Raw genomic sequence first — 20412 nt, 5'->3', positions numbered from 1 at the left:
GTATCAGGAAGCCGACGCCGATCTTGTGCAGCGCGCCTGCCGGTGCTGGATGGTCGGGGGCGGCCGGGGAGGGATTACCGGCAGGTGATCGACGGGGTGTTGTGGCGTTTACGGACTGGGGCTCCGCGGCGGTGCCAGAGCGGTATGGGCCGTGACAGGCGGTTTGCGAGCGGTTCGCCCGGTGGGAGGCCGATGGGACGTGGGCCCGGTTGCTGAAGCATGTTCAGTCCGCGACGGTGCGGTTGGCCGCCTGGAGCGGACGGTTTCGGTGGATTCCACCGTCAACCGGGCTCACAAGCATGCTGCGGGCGCCCGGAAAGGGGACCCGGACGGCAGCTCCAGCGCGAGGGACGGGCGGTAGCTGCCGAGATGCGGCGCAGGCTCCGGCATCGTTGCGCCCCTAGGCCCCGTAGGTTTCGGCTCAACGGCCAGACGGCGGCGTCTCCAATACCAAGTCGGTAGGACCCAGTTGGAACCGGGCGACCGGGTCCTGCCGGGCCCGGTCGCGTCTGCTCCCAGGGAGCGCTGGGGCAGTTTCCTCGTCACCCCGGCGACGCTGCTCCGTTGGCACCGCCTCCACCAATCGCTCCGCCAACGACCACCCCCGGGTCGTAGAGACCGGCCAGGCAGCCCCCGTAATCCCGTTCCGCGGCCGCATCCGCCGTTCCCGAATGCGCGGCGGCCTCATCAAGTGAGTACCAACGTGCGGCCAGACCACGTCAAGTGAGCCCCCTGGTCAGCCCGGCGAACCGAGGTTTTCGCACGGCCTTCCTCAAGCACAGCCCGCTGGGCATCAGTTGCCGGCATCGGCGGAATCCTTGGACCGGGACGACATGTGCCGGACTGGCGATGAATCTCCGACTCAGGTCACTAGTGAGACTTGTTGCGATGTGCCGGAGATTACGGAACGGGGTGTCAAGTCGCCGCTACACGCCGTGTGATGTGAGTAAAGGATGTACCTCGTGTGACGAGATTCATCCTGTGAGGATTGAACTGGTCACAAGATGGTCACTAGGGTCGGGTCTCGAACCTTCGCACGATTGATCACCCATCCGGGGTGGCGGCGAAGGAACCGCCGAGTCCGTGACGTGCGCGGAGCCGGGGATTCACCCCCCCATAGCCCGGTAGGCGGCTCGAGGAAGAAGGAGCTCGCCTTAGTGGCGTCACACCGTCGTCCCAAGCAGCCGAGCCGCACCCGCGTGACCGTGCTCACCGCGACCGCCGCCGCTGCGGTGGCTCTGACCTCCCAGGCTGCCCACGCCGACCCTAAGCCGACCAAGAGCGAGGTCAAGGCGAAGGTCGACAAGCTCTACCACGAGGCGGAGGAGTCCACCGAGAAGTACAACGGGGCCAAGGAGCAGCAGCAGAAGCTCGAAAAGCAGATCGGCGCGCTGCAGGACAAGGTGGCCCGCGGTCAGCAGGAACTCAACACGCTCCGCAGCGGCCTCGGTTCGCTCGCTGCCGCGCAGTACCGCTCCGGCGGCATCGATCCGTCCGTGCAACTTTTCCTCGCCTCGGACCCGGACAGCTTCCTCGACGAGGCCTCGGCCCTCGACCAGTTGACGGCCAAGCAGACCGAGTCGCTGGAGAAGATCCAGGAGAAGCAGCGGGCCCTCGCGCAGCAGCGCAAGGAGGCCCAGGACAAGCTGGGCGACCTCGTGGACGTCCGCAAGGCGCTCGGCGAGAACAAGAGGAAGTTCCAGGGCAAGCTGGCCGAGGCGCAGCGCCTGCTCAACACTCTGACCGCCGCCGAGCGCGAGAAGATGCGCCAGGACGACCAGCGTGCCAGCCGCGCTGCCGGCGACCGGGTCGACCTCGGCAACGAGGTCCCCGCCTCCGCCCTCGGCGCCGCCGCCCTGCAGGCCGCCGACACGCGGGTGGGCAAGCCGTATGTCCGCTCCGCCACCGGCCCCAACTCCTTCGACTGCTCCGGCCTGACCCAGTGGGCCTACGCCCAGGCCGGTGCACAGATCACCCGCACCACGTACACCCAGATCAACCAGGGCACCCGCATCGCGCGCAGCCAGCTGAAGCCGGGCGACCTGGTCTTCTTCAACAACACCTCGCACGTCGGGCTCTACGCGGGCAACAACACCGTGCTCCACGCTCCTTACCCGGGCGCCTACGTCCGTTACGAGTCGATGAACACCATTGGCAGCTTCCAGGCCGCAGTGCGCATCTGATCACGCCCGAACGGGCGAATCTCCGCGCCCAGCAGTTCTTCGACCTCCTCGCTCTGGGCGCACGAGCAGTGGTGCCCCAGCCAGAACAGGGGCTCGTCCAGGAGGCGGCCCGGTGACGAGCCGGTGGCCCGGGCGATCGGCCCGGCGATCGGCGACCACCGGCAGGATCGCCAGGCCGGACTCCACGGCGCCGCAGTTGTGTGGGCTGGTGGTGATGGGCTCGGTCATGGTGTCCCTCCTCCTCCCTTGGGTGTGGATCAGCTGCCGGCGTACACCCGAACGCGCCCAGGCGGGTACTCGGGCACGTAACCGGCCTGGGCGGGCAACGCGCCGCCTTCGCGGACGTGTTGACGCTCCCCTCGCTGCGTCCAGAAGCAGGTTGGCGGCGTCGCGGCCGATCCCGGCTCTTGTCCTGACTCAGCTACTGGGGAGGCGACGGCACGCGACTGTTCAGGTCGAGTGGCGTGGCGCGGCTGCCGTTCCGGCATGAGTGGCCATTGGTCATGACGCGGGCGGTTGCCGAGGAGCCGGCGTGAGACACAACGTCGGCGATACCCCTGGCTGCTCTGGCGCTGCTGACCGCGTGCGGAGGGTCCCCGCGAGACACCCGTCCCTGCACCCTGAAGTGCACACCCGCCGGGATCCCGGTCGAGGTCCACCCTGAACCGGCGAAGAGGGCAACCGACGCGACACTTATGGCCTGCTGGGACGCCGCATGCCAGGAGCGCACGCTGCAGCTGCGGGAGACCTGGGCGGAGGTACTGGCGACCCCGGGGAACCCCGTGACGACCACTGAATCCGCTACCGCTACCGTCAGTCCGGAAGTGAGGACTCCCCAAACCCTGGAGACCTTTACGGGTTGGTGCGTGGCAGCGGCCGAACCGCGGCCCATGAACAGGTCACCCCTGCTTCAGCCGCTGTCACGCACCAACTCGTCAGGGCTGCAAGCGGCGGGCGCAGGCGACCGCTCGACGGCCGGACCCGAGCCGTCGCTGTCACGACCGATCCGGACCGGAAGAAGCGACGGCCCGCACCTACTGCTGGTGCGGATCCTCGCACTCGGTTCCGCCTCGCGGATCTCGCGCACGCCGACCGTCCACGAACCCCCACGAGACGGCTACGCAAACACCGACGAACCAACACCGGCTCTGCCGATCGCGACATTGAGCGCGATCGCGGAACACCTTGCGCCGACACTTGGTTACGCGTTCAGCAGGCCCGGTCGATGTCAAGGACGCCCACCTCATTGCCGCGGACGAACAGCACGTACGTGTACTCGCCGTCGTCGTCCTCGTCGGTCGGGTCCGCCGGCGGCCACCCGGTGGGCAGGTACCCGTTCACCGCTACGAGCGCGCCGCCCAGCCGACCCTCGATGACGTCGACCAGGTCGTCGACGAGATGGGTCACGACGTGGCCGGCCGGAATCTCGGGCATCTCGTCGATGCCGCTCCACGAGCCGTCCCAGATGTCGACGAGGGAGAGCCGGGCGTCGTTGCCGAGCGACGTCCGCAGTTCGGTGAACGTGATCGGGCGAAACGTCGGTTCTTCCTCGGCGTACTCCTCGGCGTCCTCGCGGGTGGCCGACCACCAGCGGGTGGCGGCGGCGAGGCGGTCCTCATCCTGCGAGCCGTCTTCGGGGAGCGTGCCGATCCGGAACCGGAAGTCGACGGAGTTGTTGTTGTTCACCATGAGGAGATCGCTCAGAAGCGTGGCGAGACAGGAGATCCGGGTACGGATGGCGCCGTCGGCGCCGTCGTCCGCGATGACCGGCGGCTGCTGCACCGTCGGCGCCGGCGCGAGGGTGATCCGCACTGTCCCGGAGTAATCCCGGTGCAACAGGTGCAGGGCTGGGTCGTCGTCGGTCGTGGTGAGGCGGAGCAGATCGCCCTTCCGGCCGGCTGCCTCGTCCGCGAGGTACCGCACCAACGACGTCCGACGCGCGTCGTGGACGTGGGCCGCCCCGGCGATGAGCGAGACCAGTTCCTCGGGCGGCGTGGAGTGGTCGTCCTTCGACAACATGCTGGTGTATGGGACAGCGTCCGTGACCTCCGGCAGGTCCGCGATCGCGGCAAGCTGCCCGGGCGGAGCCGGCCATGGCTCGTCGCGGCGGTCACTGGTCTCGTTGAGTACGAGCGTAGACGCCCAGCCGGGTGTGGATTCCGGCGTCCACGCGGCGAGCAACCACAGGGCCGAGACGAGCACCCACTGCGAGTTCGACGGTCGATGACCGTCGGGCCGGCCCGCCGGATCCGGCTGCTGGTGCCAAGCGTCGTTGAAGGCCGTGGCCAACTCCACCCGAACCACCTCCGACACGGTCCGTGCGCGTCGACTCCCACGCGACCAACCGCTGCCACGGAACCGCGGCAACCTTACACGCTCGGATTCGAGGCGCGCCGTGCCTTCCGCTGGAGCCGGGTGCGATACGGCGAGCACGGCGCGGGGAACGGAGTCGCAGACGGGTGCCGGCAGTGGAGGCCGGTGCGTGTTCAGTCGGCGCGGTGACGGCCGTCGCGCCGGTGTCGCTGCAGCGAAGTCACAGTCCGGGGAAGGGGGTGTCCGGCGCCCCACCTGCCAAACAGTATGTCGTTCATGATGCTTGGGGGAAGTAAGAAATCGAGTGCGGGTGTGGTCGCGACTGTGGTGGTCATCCTCGCGGGCATCGCTCTGACGTGGTGGATGTTGCCGCAGGTGAAGGTCGAGAGTTCTGATCCCGCCGGGGTGCTGTCTCTTGGTGTCGGTGTTGTCGGCACGGTCGCCGGTGTCGCAGGACTCGCGGTCGCGGTGCGAGCCGCGTGCGTACAGCGAACGGGGGAGCTGGTCGCTCAGTCGCTGACGCAGTCGGTCATACGTCTCGAAAGCGCGGAGTACCGGCAGTTGCTCGGAGGAGGAAGCTCCGCCCTCAACGGCCGTATCGACCTGCCCTTCACCGTGGTCAGTACATCCGGAGTGCTCAGTACGTCTGCGGCAGGAACCTTGGAGACGGTTGCTGATTTCTTCCAGCGGCTGTCCCCAGGTCGCCTCGTGATCACAGGCACTCAGACCTCGCCCCATGGCACCTCGGGAACGGTGTTGGGCAACGACGCGGGGACTGGCAAGACCATCCTGGTACTGGCACTGCTGCTGCAACTGGCTGATCGACGCCAACCCGGTGAGAGAGTTCCTGTACGACTGACGGCGGCAGCATGGCCGGGCGGCGAGCTGCGTGCCTGGTTGATCTCGCACCTGATCTCCGTCTACCGGCTGGAATAGCGAGACGCCGAACTGGTGGTGGCCGAGGACCTGGTGCTGCCGGTCATTGATGGGCTGGACGAGCTCGCAGCCGTGCTTCCCGTTCTGGACAGCCGAGCCGCTGGCCTGCTGGGTGCCATCGAGCGGTACGAGCGGAGTGCGGCCAAGGCACCGGTTGTGGTGACGTGCCGAGACCAGGTGCACGAGTCCCTTGTGATGGCACAGGCGCAGCCGCAAGTGGCTGTCCACGTGGCGCTCGCACGAGTCACCGGCGACCTGGCCCGGCGCTGTCTTGAGACTCGGGTGGGCTTCTCGGATCGCAATCGGACACGATGGCAACCGGTGCTCGATGCACTTGCGCCACCGCCTGGGGGGCCGGGTCGATGTCGCCCGGCTGAGACGAGCCCTGGCCACGGTGCCGCTGCCCCGGGCGGCGGACGGCCGGCTGGTCCTGGCCGCCGATCTGACCTGCTGGCTGCGGCCCAGCGCCCACACCTCATCGCAGCGGACCCTGTGCCTCACCTACGGACGGGGCAAGGACCAGCACATTCCCGTTCCCGGCTGGCCGTATTCAGTGGTCTGCGCGCTGGAGACGGGCCGCAGTTCCTGGACCGCACCGCTGGACGCGCTGCGTCTGGCACCCGGTGACGACGCCGCCACTGTTACCGCCGGGCAGATGCGCGAGCTGGTCGAACGGCTCATCACAGCCGGGCAGTGGAAGGACGGCGACCCGGACATCCTGATCGTGGTGGACGCCGGCCACGAGGTGCCGCGTCCGGCCTTCCTGCTGAAGGACCTGCCGGTGCAGGTGCTGGGACGGATGCGTTCGGACCGTGTCCTGCGACGTGCGGTCCCGTGCCGCGAGCCCGGTGTCCGGGGTCGGCCGCCCCGCCACGACGGCGAGTTCGTCTTCGGTGACCCGACCACCTGGAACCCACCGGACGCGCAGACGGTGACCCAGACCCGTCCCTACGGCACCGCCACCGCACGGGCCTGGGACCGGCTCCATCCCAGACTGACCCATCGCTCGGCCTGGACCGCCCAGCTTGGCGTGCTACCGGTGATCGAGGGCACCGTGATCCCTCTTCAGGTCGAGTACCTGCCCAGCGGCGCGACACCGAAGCCGGTCTGGCTGTGGTGGTCAGGCACCGATGCCACCGAAGCCGACGTCGACCTGCTCCGGCAGGCATTCCTGCGGCGCTTCGACATCGAACACACCTTCCGCCTCTTCAAGCAGACCCTGGGCTGGACCTGCCCCAAGATCCGCACCCCTGAAGCCGCCGACCGCTGGACCTGGCTGATCCTTACCGTCTTCACACAGCTCCGGCTCGCCCGCCCACTAGATGATCAATCCCAAGGGATGCCTGCGGAGGGTGTGGGGTGGGCGGCGGCCGAAGCCACCGCGAGACGGTCAGGCGGCGGGCTGCCGGCCCTGGTTGTCGAGGTGGCAGCGGGCGGTCAGGCGGCAGGGTCGACTTCGGGGTGCGTGAACCGCACGGGCTTGCCCAGCGACCGGGCGTAGGCGATTTCGGCTCGGGTGCTGTCTCCGATGTAGTCGCCGACTACGAGCACCTCATCAGCGAGCCGGATCTTCGCCCGGTGCAGATCGTCGAGTCGAACCTTCAGCGCCTCGGCCTCGACAGGATCGGACCAAAGTTCGTGCGGCGACTTCATGTCACAGCCCGGTTTGACGACAATCTTTCCAGCTTTGGTCTCCCGCAGATCGGCCTCGTTCATCTCGGTCATGAAGCGGGTGGAGCCGCAGATCACGACGATACGCGGGAGGCTCAACAGCTTCTTCGCGTCGGCGAGCTTCTCCTCGGGGGTGAGCAGTTGCGGGTATGACACTGGTTCCTCCTGGTGGTGTGGTCCAAGGGGTGCCTGCGGAGACGAGAACGAGGGTGTCCAAGATCGTTTTGTGACGAACGACGTGGACACCCTCGCGACAGCACTCTATGCGACGACCGACGACATGCTGAAGGAGCATCCCGACCTGGCGCCGTGGCGCCCGCCGGTCGGCATTACGCCCCGCCTGAGCGATGCCGAACTGGTCACCGTCGCCACGATGCAGGCCATACTCGGCTACACCTCCGAGGCCGAATGGCTCCGCCATGCCCGTGCCCACCTGCGCCACCTCTTCCCCTACCTGCCCCAGCAGGCCGGCTACAACAAGCGGCTGCGCAAGGCCGCCGGTCTGATGCGAAGCGTCAACCGGATCCTGGCCACCACCACCTCGGTGTGGAGCGACGACGAATGGGTCGTGGACTCCGTCCTACGCTCACTGATCGCCTACGATCACTGACCCCTTGGAATAGATCATCTGGCGGCAGACCTCCGAAGGCCGTGGGAAAGACCGGCCCCGCCCGACAGACTCACTCCCGCACGAGTCCGCCGCAACTTTCGGCACCTCCGCCCGAAGGCCGCCTGCCCAGCCGAAGCACCGAAATCCTCTCGGCCCGGCCCGGGACGGCCACCCGGCCGCAGGAACAACCAGCCACCTACACGCTATGACGTGCACACCATCGCCACACCCGACCCCACAAAGCGACGCACAAAGAAGTCAACAATCCCGCGCCCACGCCGCACAGGTTAAAGATCAAGCTAAGGCCTGTTGCGAAAGTCCCGTACGGATGGCTACCTGTCCGCAGCGGTCGATCTCGACGGCACACGGCGCTTGGGTGTCGGAGTGCGTCCTGGCAACGCCGGGCATCCCGCGTTAGGAGAGGGGACATCTCGCCGTCATTGCCGTCGAGTAAGTTCTGTCCGTTCGGCCCGACAGGCGGGCCAAACGGACAGAAGGACTCGTCGCCGTGAGCATCCACCTACACCTTCGCGCCGTCGCGGAGTCCGAGATCCGGGACGACCACACCTGGCTTGCGGCGTTCATGTGGACGGCTTGGGACAACCACCCCGACGAATACGCGGCAGGTATCGCCGACTCGATCGACAAGATCTGGGACGACGTCAATGACCTCTACGCCGCTGCCCATGCCCTCGAAGCAGACGCCGACAAGCTGTGGAGGCTGCCGATTTACGGTGGCCGCCCCGTGGCACACAGCGCCGAAGCCGACCCCTCCAACCCGCCCCTGATGATTCTGGAGCCACCCGGGGTGGCACAGGCCGCAAACTTCCTCGCGACTGTCTCTTTCGACGAGCTGTGGAACGTCGCCAGTGCCAAGCTTCGCTACCACGGCCGAGACGAGGCGCAGGACAGGCAGGAGTTCCTCGACCATCACAGGGACCTCCAAGGGTTCTACGGGCGGGCGGCTTCGGCGGGCCACGCCGTGGTCAAAGCGGTGTGGGCTTGAGACGTGGTTACGTGCCGGTTGCAGCCATTCGTTGCTGGCGGCGACCAGCACGGTCGCTTCGTAGCGGACAGCAAGTTTGTCGTATCGCGTGGCGACGGCCCGGTGCCGCTTCAGACGGTTGATGCCGCACTCGACCGCATGTCTCGCCTTGTAGTCGGTCTTGTCGAACTTCGGTGGCCGGCCGCCGTGCGAGCCTCGCTTCCTGCGGTTCGCGGCCTGGTCGGCCTTGTCCGGGATGGTGCACCGGATGCCGCGTCGGCGCAGGGAGGCGCGGTTCTTGCGGGAGGCGTACGCCTTGTCTGCCCGTACCCGCCGCGGGCGCACCCGGGGGCGGCCCGGCCTCAGCCGGGGTACTCAGATGCGCTCCAGGACGGCCTCGAACTGCGGGAATCGCCGGGCTTCTTCCCCTGGGGCAACAGCGGCTCCAGCACGGCCCATTGCTCGTCCGTCAGATCTCCACGGGACACGATGCAAGATCATCACATCCTCGAGTGGACTCAGTGGCCGAGGCTGCGCCGGGCGAGAGAGGCGGATCGTGAAGGAGCCGGACACTTCTACCGTCATCCACATCCGACTGCGCCGAGGCCCTGGGCTGCCCGAGCTGATGTCCGTGCTGGAGGAGGTCACTCCGGTCGCGCAGGCCTTGCCCCCTGCAGCCGTAATCACTCAAGTCGCCGCTGTGTCACGCCTGTTCGGCATCGGGCCGATGGACTTGGCCCGGCGGATGAGGATCCAGGCTCTTGAGGGTGCAAGGCAGCTGTCTTAGCCTTGATCCACCGACGTGGTTTGGGGAGTGATCTTGTGACCGGTTTCGAGCCGGTTTCAGGTCGGCGCTCGGGTATGGGCAGGTTGTAGTCGCTGGTCTGCCCAGCTTTTCCACGGGTTCGGTTCCGGTTGGGCCCTGGCGGCGGGCGGGTCGGGTAGGGGCTGTTCGCGTCAGCCGGGTGGGCCGTGAACGGTGTGGAAGAGGTGTGTCCAGGCGTGCTGCCAGGGCCAGTTGTGTGGCAGGTGCAGGGTGATGCGGCGGGCGGAGCGGGCGATCCGGGCCGGAACGTGGACCAGGTGGGTGCGGATCGTGGCGGTGGTGGCTTTGGCGTGGAAGGCGGAGGTCAGGGAGCCAGTGGCCCGCAGCAGGTTGTAGGTCATCGCCCACAGGGTGAGCCAGGCGGCGTTGGCGTGGAAGTGCCCGGAAGGCAGGTGGGCCAGGGCGCCGGCTTTGGTGTCCGCGATGACCTGCTCGATCACGGCGTGGTGGCGGTGTTCCCGCTCGGCCTGCAGGGTTGCGGCGGGCTGGTCGGTGAAGAAGGGGTGGTAGCGCCAGACGGGGAACAACTCGCCCTGTTCACCCACGACGGCGGGTTTGGCGAGGTCACGGACCCGGCGCACGATCAGCCGGGCGGTGATCTGCTCGCTCTTTTTGCGGCTCGCGAAGGCGGTGTATTGGGGTATCTCGGCGACTTCGGCGTCCGAGATGAGTTCACCGGTGGCGGGGTCGGGCACCGCGGTCGGGTAACTGATGTGCTGCCATTCCTCGTCGGGGATGCTGTGGACGGCTCGTTTGATGGAGGGGTTCATGCTGGTGGTGAGCGAGAAGTGGGCTCCGGCCCGGTGGCAGGCGGCGATCACACCGGCGTTGTAGAACTGCGAGTCGGCCCGCAGGATTCGGGTCCCGGTGCAGCCGGCCTCGCGGGCGGTGGCCAGGGCCTCGCTCACGAATTTCGGGGCGCCGCGGGAGTCTGCTGCTTTGCCGCGTCGCATCCGCACGCCGGCGATCACCGGCCTCGATTGCGGGGTGCAGACCGTGGCGAGCAGCGGGTGCAGGGTGCGGATGCCCTTGAACCGGCCGTACTCGGCGCCCTGTTTCGCCCGCCCGTAGACGCGTTTGTGGGTGGAGTCGACATCGATGAACGCCATCTCGTCCGAGCCCGGCAACAAGGGGGTGTGCGCGGCCAGTGCGGCCAGGAACCGGCGGTGGACAGCGTGGAGTTGGAGGGCGTGACCGTGGGTGAACGAGCGAAGGAAGGTGCCCAGCGTGGACGGGGCACGGGCACCTGCGAACACGGCCGGCATCGCGCCGTGCCGCAGGACGTGAAGGTCGTCGATGCTGTCCGCACCCGCGGCCATGCCGCCCACAATGCTGGTGACCTTGGCATCCGCCGCAGCCCCAGCCCCGTTCTTCGCGCCGGTCAGCTTCACCTTCTCGGCCACCAACCGCGACAGCCCGCACCGCTCGGCCAGCCGCAGCACCGGCAGCAGCCCGGCATACGCGATCAGGTTCGGGTCATCGAACGCAGCGGAGACCGCTGCCGGAGTATGGGAAACTTGCATCTACGAGGTGCCTTGCTGATTGTGCGTGCTGGAAGCGTCAGAACTCCCATCATCGCAGGTCAGCAGGCACCTCTTCTTGATTGCTCATCCACAGCAAGCGAGCCACTCGGTGGATCGAGGCTTAGCTGTCGGTGGGGTTGAGAGAATCTTGTGTACGAGCCGACTGAGACGCCGACTCCGGCGGCGATTACGCGGATCGAAGGGCCTTCGGCGCGGCAGGCGAGGATCATGCGTCGTCTGCCGGGCGTCCACGACGGGGCGCCGGCCACCGACTCGGCTGCTGGCCCGGTCGTAATTCGCTTGCTCCGGCCACGGGTCAACGCTGCACTTTGGCCTGACACCACGAGTCGTGGTGCCGGTGTTTCGAGGAGGCGGCGGCAAATGGAGATTCGTTCCACGACCGATGAGGACCTTGACGTCTTCGTCGACACAGTCCATGCCGCGTTCGGGCGCTTCCCGGAAACCCCGATCGAGGGCGGCGGGCTCTGGTGGTCGGCGCTCGAGACGGACCGCTGCCTGCTCGCCCTGACGGCGGACGGGCGGCCCGTCGGCACCGCCGCCGCGCACTCCTTCGAGCTCACCCTGCCCGGTGAGATCCTCGCCCCGGCCGCCGGGGTGACCGCCGTCGGCGTCCTGCCCTCGCACCGGCGCCAGGGTGTGCTCAGCGCGATGATGCGGCATCAGCTCGCCGAGTTGCGGGCCCGCGGGGAGTTCCTCTCCGTGCTGCTGGCCTCTGAGGCCCCGGTCTACGGCAGGTTCGGCTACGGACCGGCGACCTACACGGCGCGGCTGACGGTGCCGCGCCACGAGGCCGCCCTCGCCGTTCCCCGGGCGCGCACAGTGGCCGACGCACCGGCGGCCGGCTCTGACAACGACTCGGTCGAGGTGCTGCGTCGTGCCGAGTGCGGAGAGATTCTGGAAGAGGTCTACGACCGGTATCGCCGCGCCCAGCCCGGCGCGCTGTCCCGGCCGCACCGCTGGTGGGCCTTGCGCGCGGGGCAGCCCCCGATCTCGCCGGCGCCGCGCTACGTCGCCGTCCACCGTGACGCCGACGGCGACCCGGACGGGTACGCCAGCTACTCGATCGGCGAGTCCGCCACCTTGACGGTCGACGAGACCATCGCCACCGACGACGCCGTCTTCACGGCCCTGTCCCGGTTCGTACTCGGACACGACCTGGTCTCTCAGGTCGTGTTCAAGCACGTTCCGCCCGAGCACCCGCTGCGCTGGCAGTTCGCGGACTTCCGCGCCGGTGAGGTGAGCGGCGACACCGACTGGCTCTGGGTGCGGCTGCTGGACGTCCCGCGTGCTCTGACCGCGCGCGGCTGGTTCATGGACGGCGAGCTCGTCCTCGACGTCGAGGACCCGTTCCTCGGCGAGCACGGCCGCTACCTGCTGACCGTCCGGGACAGCAAGGCCGACTGCGTCCCGACGGACCGGGAGCCCGACCTGTCCCTGGACATCAGCGACCTGGGCTCGGTCTACCTCGGCGGCACGGCCCCGAGCACGCTCGTGCGTGCCGGACACATCCGGGCCCACCGCCCGGGCGCGGCCACCCTCGCTGACGCCCTCTTCCGCGCCGAGCGCTCCCCGCACTGCCTGCACTGGTTCTGACCGCGCGCTCTCCGACCCGAGCCCGGGAGCTGCTTTGCACCGTGGATCAGAGCAACCGCGTCGCCCACAGGCCCGCGGCGTGCCGATCCCGCAGGTCACAAGCCACTTCCGAACCAGGCCCCAGCCGTGGCGGGTTGTCTTCGATCAGACGGTCGGGTCGGGCATGATCTCCCGGACCTCTTGCGCACAGCGGCACCCGGCAGCGAGCTCGGCAGCCCACTCCAGCGCGTCCTCACGTGAGGGCACATCGATGATCGAGAACCCGCCGAGCACCGCCTTGGTCTCCGGGTACGGGCCGTCGGTGACGGTCCCGTCGGTGGCCACGACGCTCGCCTGCTGCCTTTCCAGTCCACCACCGAAGACCCACACACCGGCGGCCTGAGCCTTACGCACCACCTCGTGCGAGGCCTCGGACACCTCGGGCAACTCCTCCTCGGGGAAGGTCATCGCGCCGTCATCGAACGAGATCAGGTACCGCGTCATACATGGCTCCCTTGGCCGTTGGCCTCCTTCGGCCGCCTCTCACCCCACGACGAAGGCCTCCCTTCAGAACCGACACGCCCCCACCAGGCCGGGAAAACGCTCAATGCCCACACGTCGCCCGCTCGGTGAGCCTCCTGATCATCGGCATCATGGTCGCCGTCCCCATAAGGGTCGGGGTCGTCAATGACGAAGATGCGAGCACCGGACCCGGCCGCGCGATAGCGGTGGACGTCCCCCGAGAGGTCGTCGGGCTCGACGGCACAGCCCAGAGACAGGATCGCGGCCTGCAATTCTGTGAACCGGACGCGGGGCGCGAACTCCCCGTACTTCCCTGTCAGAGCGGTCGGCACGGAGAGGCCGTGGATCAACCGGTGGACCTGCACGCTGATCCCGAAACAGGACGGAAGCCCTTCGACATCCGAGAAGGAGAGCTCCACCAGCCCGTAATCCCGGCGTAGCCGACCCTGCCCGGATCGTCGATGTAGTCCGGTCCTACTGCGGCTTCCCATGCGCCGGGACTGGATCCGATGCCGGTCCCGAAAACGTCGCAGCGCGTGGCGACGTGTGCGTAGAAGTCCAGATCGGACACTCTTTGATCCCCTCGGGCCAGTCATATGTACGGACCGAACCCTAACGGCAGCAATATGCACCATGTGGCAGGTGAGCGGGAGGCCCGGAGGCACGAAGCGGCAGAGTGCATCAGTCAAACCAAGAAGCCGCCATCACGACATCTGACCTGACCTATCGAACAGGCCCTGGCCGTGATCGGTGGAGAGGGCGATGTACCGCCGGACGGCCATCTCCTTGCGGAAGGAGTCAGCTTGTCGTCGAAGGCCTGCAGGGTGTCGGCTTCGAGCGGGAGGCGCGGGGTCGGCCGGGCAACGGCGGCCATCTCGACAATGGCGCGCAGCCTTGACCTCGTCGCCGGGCCGGGCGTGGTTCAGGCTCGCGGCGGCTGCACGCATCGGGCCGATGGTGGGCGCGTAGTCGTCGATGGTGTCGGGGCCGGTGTGCAGGCCGGCGGGGTCGAGGAACTCGGTGCGGAAGAAGTCCGGTTCCACGAGCGTCACGTGGATGTCGAGGGGCCAGTTCGGTGTGGAGGGTCTCGTGGAAGCCTTCGACGGCGAACCTCATGGAGGCGTAGATGCCCCAGCCCGGCGCGGTGGCGAAGCCCACGATGATTCGCGGCCGACGGCTCACGCTGGACACGGGAAGAGTCTTCGACGTGGTGCTCCTCCAGGGTGAGGCGGAGTGCTTCCCGGACCAGCAGGTGCCCGGAGACGCAGCGGAGGCGTTCGCCGACAAGTTCGGGTGGGATCCACGCGTGGAAGAGGGTTCCTTTCTGTATGTACGCGCGGTCCCGAGGACTGTGCGCGCCTGGCGTGGCGAGCCAGAACTGCGCGGGAGAGTCATCATGCGCGACGGGATGTGGCTGGAATAACGGCCGTCCTTCGCCGACGCCCGTCAGCGACAAACACGCACTCGCAACGGAACTCGCTCAGTTGGTCATGCGCTGGGAGAAGATGCCGGAGATCCCGTTCTTCAGTGACAACACCGCCGCGTTCATCCATCAACTGCCGTCGGACGCGCTGTCGACCGCCAGTGGCAAGAGCGACTACGTGCGCGTGCAGGTGACCGCCAACTCCGGTGCTCTCGACCGTCAGCAGCAGCTGGGCGTGGTCAGGGACATCACCCTGGCAGTGGCCGCAGCCGCGGCGGACCCGGATCTGGCGAACCGTGGGTGGCGCTGACCGAGGCCGTGCCGGGCGGCCGGGGCATCGCCGGCTGTCGATGCCGTCGTCGCTCACCAGCGAGATCTCACGCGGCGCCGCTGAGGGAGCGCGTGTTGCGCGTTTCTGGAGAGCGGCTTCTACCCCTACCTGGGCCAGGAGTGGAAGGACAAGCATGGACCGCGGACATCGAAGGCACCGCGAACGCCGAGGGACAACGCGAGCGGGGCCGCCGGCGCGCCGGCGCCGCTCGGCTCGACCATTTTGACGGTCGGACCGTGCCTCCACCGTGCCGACCCGGCATCGCCGCTGCCCGGCCGGCACAGTGGGCGTTGGCGCGGTCAGGCCTCCTGCGCGGACCGGGAGATCCCGGCCGAGGCGTCAATGGCAGCCTCCATACTCTGTTTTGAGGCCGGCGCTGCCTTGGCGTGCGCTTGCCGCAGGGCAGGCAGGCAGGTCACGCAGTTGCTGGCGAGGCCGATCGCTGCGAAGAGCCACCACAGGTGCTGGTACGCGTGCCACATGCCCGGACCAGCCGGGTCGGCGACAACGATGACGCCCCTTGGATCCGCGCCCTCGATCGCATCGACCTGGCGGCGACACCGCGACCCGGAACCCGCCCCCTACGACAGGGGCGGCCGGGCGGCTCAGCCTCTCAGGTACCCATGGCCTGCGTGCGGACGGTCGGCTCGGACCGGCCCTCCTCGAACGATTCGGGCGCGGTCATCCGCCCCGTCCCGTAGGCCATGTCGGTGTCCAAGAGGTAGCCCCAGCTGGGCAGGTGGTCGTGGACCGCCCCGACGGCGAGCGGCCAGCCCTGGGCCTCGTCGCGCCGCCAGTCGGCGATGAGTTCGGCCACCACGCCGAACCACGACTTGATGTTCACTCCGGCCCGCGAAAGGTTCGCCACGACTGCGTCGCGGACGATCTCACCGGGCGCCTCGGCGCCCGAGGCGTCGATGACAGCGTGCACCTCGTAGCCGTCCAGGACCATGTCCAGGGACGGGAACGAAAGACAGGTCGCGTCGGTGACGGCCGCGATGATGACCTTCCTGCGGCCGGTGGCCTCCAGTGCCTCACGGAAGGCAGGCCAGCGGTAGGCATTGATGACGCCGGGCCGGCGGATGACCTCGTTCTCGGGGAAGAGCGAGGCCAACTCGGGCAGCAGCGCCCCGTTCGGGCCCCAGTCGCGACTGGTGGTGAGGATGACGGGCAGGCCCAGGGTCTTGGCGGCCCGGGCGAGGCCGATGACGTTGTTCTTCGCCGTCTCCGGGGCCATGTCGTCGATGAGCTGCATCAACCCGATCTGGTGGTCGACGAGCACAACGACCGCGTTCTCCGGGGTCAAAGTGTCATAGGGGCCGGCGTTCGGTGTGTACGGCACGGGGCACTCTTCCTCTTCGGCAATGCCACATCCGCACATGCGCGGAATGCGGCCTCTGCACCAACCGACCGGAGGACCCCCCAACCTGTGACACATGAGAGGCCAGTGGGGGACGGTGGGGATACATCCCGTCCCGGTCGGTGTGGGGACGAAGGGGCGGGGCGGCGTGGATGCGCCGCCCCGCCCGGGGAGCTCCAGGAACGCGTACTGCTGTGACCGGAAAGGTTCACCGGCTCGCGCCGCCGCCCGGCACGGCACCTCGCCGCGTTGTCGCATCACCCGAGTACATCCCGTACGCGGGCGATGCTCCGCCTTGCGATGCACCGCACCGGACGCCGCGAGCTTCCCGGCAAACCTTTCCGGTCGCAGCAGTACACACCCGGCCCGTGTGATCACAGTGAACCCTTGTTGATCCCCAACAGGTGGAGTGGCACGGTGGGGGCCGAAGGTGTGGGGGACCGAGCGTCCCCGCCCCGAAGGCCATGTCTCCAGGGGGACGGGGCCGCCCTCCCCGGATACGCCGCCATCCGGCCCAGGTCATCCTGGCCCTGGAGTGCGGAGTGATCGTGATGCCGCCATTGGGGCGTCGGCCGACAGTTGCACATCGACGGGGACGGCGTTCGAGTCGCGTACAGCCTGCGCGACCTCCTGGAGTGCCTGCGGGCGCCGGCCTCGACCCCCGCGACATCACCGACCCAAGCTTGTCCGAGTGGCGCGGCGCGGCCTCGAAGTGTGGTGAAGCGCTACGGGCGCGCCCAGAGCGGCGCCGCGGTGTGGAGGTCGATCACCTCTCGCCACTCCGCCATCGACACGGGCCGCTCCGTGACGTACCAAGCATCTGGGTTGCCGCCGAAGCGGGTCGGCGCGAGGACGGAGAAGGCGTCCGGCGGGAAGTTGTTCCGAGCCCACATGCTCCACTCGTGTGCGTCCTCGTCGGGAACGTCAACGGTGATCCGTATGGGTCGGTCCTGTGCTGATCCCGGGAGGACGCCAGGTCCGGGTCACTGGTGAAGTGGACGACACGGGGCAGTACGGGCATGTCGTTGGGATCGATGGGCCATCACGCCCGGATCTCCCCTTCGGCGAGTACGTCCTGCCAGGCGGCAGGGCGCGTGTAGTGGTACAGCAGCACGACACACACCCCACGACCGCCGGGTCGGCCACAGGTCACGGAGGTCCTGCAGAGTGCTGGGGTCGCCTTCGAGGATGAACCGTGTGCTCCTCACGAACCAGCTCCCTGCTCCGGGCGTGTGAACGATGCTCAGCGTTACTGCCACGAGGCCGACCACTCGCTCGGCTCATCCCCCGAGAGAGCCGCACCCACATCAGCCAGACCTGCTTCTGCGACACGAGTCTTCAGCAGGCTCAAGCGGATCGAAGTGCCTTACTCACCTGACACGGTCGGCGACGCCACAGGAGACGGGCGGATCCGGTAGTGGATGCGCAGCGGGTGTGTGAGCCTGGGATCGACGAACACCGCTGCCGTCGGGAGTTGTGCCGTGGCCCCATGGAGTGGCGCAACGATCATTTTCTCCGTTTCGAGCAGACGTATGGAGGTACAGCGCAGTGTCGGACAAGGAACCGGAAGACCAGGCCGGCAAGCAGCCACGGTCGGAGGTATGGCAGACGCAGCTGAAAACGCTGCTGGACGTCAAGCCTCCCTTCATCCCCGAGGGCGCTTCGGCGATGACTCTCATCGTCTGGCGGGAGCCCGGTGATCCCGGGGTTCCCCCGCACCGCCACTCGGGGCCGGCTTTCGGGTATGTGACCGAGGGCGCGGTCCGTTTCGAGCTCGAGGGCGAGCCGGAACGCGTGATCAAGGCCGGCGAGACTTTCTGGGAGCCGGGCGGCGATGTGATCCACTACCAGGACGGCAACGCCCTGACGGACGGGCGGACCGAGTTCGTCGTGACCATGATGTGCGTGCCGGGCCAGCCGATGCTCACCCTGGTCGACGAGGAGGAATTGAAGCAGCGGGCTCACCTGCGCGCCCCGCGCCCGAACGGTGTGGGCTGACCCCGAGTTCGAGCGAGCGGGCAGACGGAGCCCGGGACCGGGATGCGGGCCCCGGGCTCCGCCGCGACACCCACACGGACCGGACGGCCTCGGGCCGGCGACCGTCAGGTCATCGACGCATGGTCTGCAAGTTCCGCACCGGCATCACCTGGCGTGACCTGCTCGAACGCTACAGCCCGTGGAAGGCGAGCTGCACCTGCCTGCAATCGGAACGGAAGGCATCACCGCATCGCCTCCGCCGAGGTGCCCCTACGATGGCGCGGTGACGAGGGACATTGCGACGAAGGACCAGGTGGACGCCGCAGCCCGGCCGGAGACGGAGCCCGGTCCCTGGACGTGGCGGCTGCGCCGGTTCGGGTATGTCGAGCGCCCGCGGACCGACACGCGTGAGCGTCTGGTCCCGCCCTTCCCGGAGCCGGGAACCCGGATCTGGGAGGCGATGGGCCTGAGTCCGGCGCGGGCGTACCGCGTCGCGCAGTCCATGGGCTGGGTCGGGCCGGTACTCGTTGCCGTCCTCGCGGGAGCGGCCCGTTTCTGGCGCCTCGGCCGCCCGCACGACGTTGTCTTCGACGAGACGTACTACGCAAAGGATGCTTGGGCGTTGCTCAGGCTCGGCTACGAGGGCACCTGGCCGGACCGCACGATCTCCGACCCGAAGATCCTGGCGGACCCTCAGTCGATCCCGCTTTCCGATGCCGGGGCGTTCGTCGCGCACCCACCGATGGGCAAGTGGGTGATAGCCGTCGGCGAGTGGATCTTCGGCTTGAACCCGTTCGGATGGCGCTTCATGGTGGCGGCGCTGGGAACGATCTCGGTGGTCATGCTGTGCCGAACAGGTCGCCGCCTGTTCCGTTCGACGGCGTTGGGATGCCTGGCCGGGACGCTGATGGCGGTGGACGGGCTGCAGTTCGTGATGAGCCGCGTCGCTCTGCTCGACGTCGTGGTCATGGCCTTCGTGCTCGCGGCGTTCGGCTGCCTGCTGATCGACCGGGACAGAGCACGGGCCCAGCTCGCGGCGGCCCTGCCAGTGGATCCGACCGGCTTTGCGGGCCCCGACCTGGATACCGGGGACCGGGCGGGGACAGGCCGGCGGCCGTGGAGGGTCGCGGCCGGCGTCCTCCTTGGCCTGGCGGCCGCCTGCAAATGGAATGGCCTGTACTACCTGGTCTTCTTCATGATCATGACCGTGGCGTGGGACATCGGTTCCCGCCGCGTGGCGGGGGCGGGCCGCCCGTACAGGTCGGCGTTGCGCAAGAACCTCTGGTCGATGATGTCCGTCCTCCTGGTCGCCCTGATGACGTATCTGGTGACCTGGACCGGCTGGTTCCTGTCCGACAAGGGGTACGGGCGGCACTGGGCGGACGGGCGAGGCGGCACCTGGGCCTGGATTCCGGCCCCGATCCGCAGTCTGTGGCACTACGAGTACGGCGTCTACCAATTCAATGTGGGACTGCACACCCCACATACGTACCAGTCCAATCCGTGGAGCTGGCTGGTCCTCGGCCGCCCGGTGGTGTTCGACTTCCAGTCGCCGAAATTCGGAGAGGACGGTTGCCGGGCCACTGCCGGCTGCGCGCAGGAGATCATTGCTCTGGGCACGCCGCTGCTGTGGTGGACGGCCTGCTTCGCGCTCGTCTATCTGCTGTACCGGTGGGCGATGCGCCGCGATTGGCGCGCGGGCGCCGCCCTGTGCGCCGTGGCTGCCGGCTGGCTGCCGTGGTTCCACTACCAGGACCGCACGATTTTTTCCTTCTACGCGGTCACCTTCGCGCCGTACCTGTGCCTGGCCGTCGCGATGATGCTGGGCGCCATCCTGGGGCCGCCGGGGGCCACCGAACGCCGCCGGATATGGGGCGCGGTGGGCGCGGGCACCCTTGTCCTGCTCATCGTCTGGAACTTCATCTACTTCTGGCCGATCTACACGGGGCAGACCATTCCGATGGACGCGTGGCGCGACCGTATGTGGCTCGACACTTGGATCTGAAACGGCAGTTGCAGTTCGCGATCAGGCGGCTGCGGTGACCTCGTTCCAACGGTGGTGCGAGCAGTGCTCGGCGCTGTTCGGGTTCGGGTCGGCCCACAGCTCGGGCGAGTTGGCCGCGCCGCCCACGTCGTAATCGGCCAACCCATCGACAAAC

General features: G+C 68.1%; 16 protein-coding genes and 5 pseudogenes. 12 read left to right on the top strand and 9 right to left on the bottom strand.

Annotated features, from left to right (window positions below; genetic code table 11):
* Positions 1–36: 36 nt before the first annotated feature.
* Both OG878_RS03175 and OG878_RS03170 read left to right on the top strand, forming a co-directional pair.
* Positions 37–319: pseudogene (locus tag OG878_RS03175) on the top strand (transposase); the annotation flags it as partial.
* Positions 320–1157: 838 nt separating this feature from the next.
* Positions 1158–2183: a C40 family peptidase gene (locus OG878_RS03170; RefSeq protein ID WP_328885310.1), complete on the top strand. Its 1026-nt coding sequence runs from the start codon at positions 1158–1160 to the stop codon at positions 2181–2183.
* A gap of 1209 nt (positions 2184–3392) precedes the next feature.
* On the opposite strand, the gene OG878_RS03165 is transcribed toward OG878_RS03170, so the two are convergent.
* On the bottom strand, positions 3393–4478 hold the full coding sequence (locus OG878_RS03165; RefSeq protein WP_328885309.1) for a hypothetical protein: 1086 nt from the start codon (positions 4476–4478) through the stop codon (positions 3393–3395).
* A 294-nt stretch (positions 4479–4772) separates the two neighbouring features.
* Between OG878_RS03165 and OG878_RS03160 the strand changes: the two genes are divergently transcribed.
* Together OG878_RS03160 and OG878_RS03155 are read left to right on the top strand one after the other, a co-directional pair.
* Positions 4773–5432, top strand: coding sequence for a hypothetical protein (locus OG878_RS03160; RefSeq protein ID WP_328885308.1), 660 nt, complete (start codon positions 4773–4775; stop codon positions 5430–5432).
* Positions 5433–5703: 271 nt separating this feature from the next.
* Positions 5704–6933, top strand: coding sequence for a transposase (locus OG878_RS03155; RefSeq protein ID WP_328885307.1), 1230 nt, complete (start codon positions 5704–5706; stop codon positions 6931–6933).
* Here OG878_RS03155 and OG878_RS03150 read toward each other — a convergent pair.
* Positions 6870–7259, bottom strand: coding sequence for a hypothetical protein (locus tag OG878_RS03150; protein WP_328885306.1), 390 nt, complete (start codon positions 7257–7259; stop codon positions 6870–6872). The genes OG878_RS03155 and OG878_RS03150 overlap by 64 nt on opposite strands.
* A gap of 70 nt (positions 7260–7329) precedes the next feature.
* On the opposite strand from OG878_RS03150, the pseudogene OG878_RS03145 reads away from it, so the two are divergent.
* The 3 genes and pseudogenes from OG878_RS03145 to OG878_RS03135 all read left to right on the top strand — a co-directional run.
* Positions 7330–7680 (top strand): annotated as a pseudogene (locus OG878_RS03145) (IS982 family transposase); the annotation flags it as partial.
* Positions 7681–7731: 51 nt separating this feature from the next.
* Positions 7732–8004 (top strand): annotated as a pseudogene (locus OG878_RS03140) (NF041680 family putative transposase); the annotation flags it as partial.
* Positions 8005–8221: 217 nt separating this feature from the next.
* Positions 8222–8719, top strand: a complete 498-nt coding sequence (locus tag OG878_RS03135; RefSeq protein ID WP_328885305.1) for a DUF1877 family protein — start codon at positions 8222–8224, stop codon at positions 8717–8719.
* Here OG878_RS03135 and OG878_RS03130 read toward each other — a convergent pair.
* Together OG878_RS03130 and OG878_RS03125 are read right to left on the bottom strand one after the other, a co-directional pair.
* Positions 8717–9073: pseudogene (locus tag OG878_RS03130) on the bottom strand (transposase); the annotation flags it as partial. The gene OG878_RS03135 and the pseudogene OG878_RS03130 sit on opposite strands and share 3 nt — an antisense overlap.
* A gap of 582 nt (positions 9074–9655) precedes the next feature.
* A complete protein-coding gene (locus OG878_RS03125) occupies positions 9656–11047 on the bottom strand; it encodes an IS1380 family transposase (RefSeq protein ID WP_328885304.1) in 1392 nt (463 codons plus the stop codon).
* A 381-nt stretch (positions 11048–11428) separates the two neighbouring features.
* Between OG878_RS03125 and OG878_RS03120 the strand changes: the two genes are divergently transcribed.
* Positions 11429–12661 carry a GNAT family N-acetyltransferase gene (locus OG878_RS03120; protein WP_328885303.1) on the top strand — a complete coding sequence of 411 codons (1233 nt, stop codon included), beginning with the start codon at positions 11429–11431 and terminating at the stop codon, positions 12659–12661.
* Positions 12662–12805: 144 nt separating this feature from the next.
* Here OG878_RS03120 and OG878_RS03115 read toward each other — a convergent pair whose 3' ends face one another.
* From OG878_RS03115 to OG878_RS03105, 3 genes are all read right to left on the bottom strand, one after another.
* Entirely contained in the window at positions 12806–13144 is a 339-nt protein-coding gene (locus tag OG878_RS03115; RefSeq protein ID WP_328885302.1) for a YciI family protein, read from the bottom strand.
* A complete protein-coding gene (locus OG878_RS03110; protein WP_328885301.1) occupies positions 13141–13581 on the bottom strand; it encodes a hypothetical protein in 441 nt (146 codons plus the stop codon). The genes OG878_RS03115 and OG878_RS03110 overlap by 4 nt, the downstream gene beginning before the upstream one ends.
* Before the next feature lie 285 nt (positions 13582–13866).
* Positions 13867–14205, bottom strand: a complete 339-nt coding sequence (locus OG878_RS03105; protein ID WP_328885300.1) for a hypothetical protein — start codon at positions 14203–14205, stop codon at positions 13867–13869.
* 155 nt (positions 14206–14360) lie between these two features.
* Here OG878_RS03105 and OG878_RS03100 point away from each other — a divergent pair.
* Both OG878_RS03100 and OG878_RS03095 read left to right on the top strand, forming a co-directional pair.
* Positions 14361–14585 (top strand): annotated as a pseudogene (locus tag OG878_RS03100) (pyridoxamine 5'-phosphate oxidase family protein); the annotation flags it as partial.
* A gap of 67 nt (positions 14586–14652) precedes the next feature.
* Positions 14653–14895: a hypothetical protein gene (locus OG878_RS03095; RefSeq protein WP_328885299.1), complete on the top strand. Its 243-nt coding sequence runs from the start codon at positions 14653–14655 to the stop codon at positions 14893–14895.
* A gap of 634 nt (positions 14896–15529) precedes the next feature.
* Here the strand turns inward: OG878_RS03095 and OG878_RS03090 are convergent.
* Both OG878_RS03090 and OG878_RS03085 read right to left on the bottom strand, forming a co-directional pair.
* On the bottom strand, positions 15530–16258 hold the full coding sequence (locus OG878_RS03090) for an isochorismatase family protein (protein ID WP_328885298.1): 729 nt from the start codon (positions 16256–16258) through the stop codon (positions 15530–15532).
* 743 nt (positions 16259–17001) lie between these two features.
* Complete coding sequence (locus OG878_RS03085) at positions 17002–17169, bottom strand: hypothetical protein (RefSeq protein ID WP_328885297.1); 168 nt, start codon at positions 17167–17169, stop codon at positions 17002–17004.
* A gap of 721 nt (positions 17170–17890) precedes the next feature.
* Between OG878_RS03085 and OG878_RS03080 the strand changes: the two genes are divergently transcribed.
* Together OG878_RS03080 and OG878_RS03075 are read left to right on the top strand one after the other, a co-directional pair.
* Complete coding sequence (locus OG878_RS03080; RefSeq protein WP_328891115.1) at positions 17891–18274, top strand: cupin domain-containing protein; 384 nt, start codon at positions 17891–17893, stop codon at positions 18272–18274.
* A 262-nt stretch (positions 18275–18536) separates the two neighbouring features.
* Positions 18537–20258: a dolichyl-phosphate-mannose--protein mannosyltransferase gene (locus OG878_RS03075; RefSeq protein ID WP_443049051.1), complete on the top strand. Its 1722-nt coding sequence runs from the start codon at positions 18537–18539 to the stop codon at positions 20256–20258.
* Positions 20259–20412 lie beyond the last annotated feature (154 nt).

The sequence above is a fragment of the Streptomyces sp. NBC_00316 genome, assembly GCF_036158715.1.
Lineage (GTDB): Bacteria > Actinomycetota > Actinomycetes > Streptomycetales > Streptomycetaceae > Streptomyces.
The sequence above is the reverse complement of the archived record's forward strand: the minus strand, read 5'-3'. Positions and strand labels throughout refer to the sequence as shown.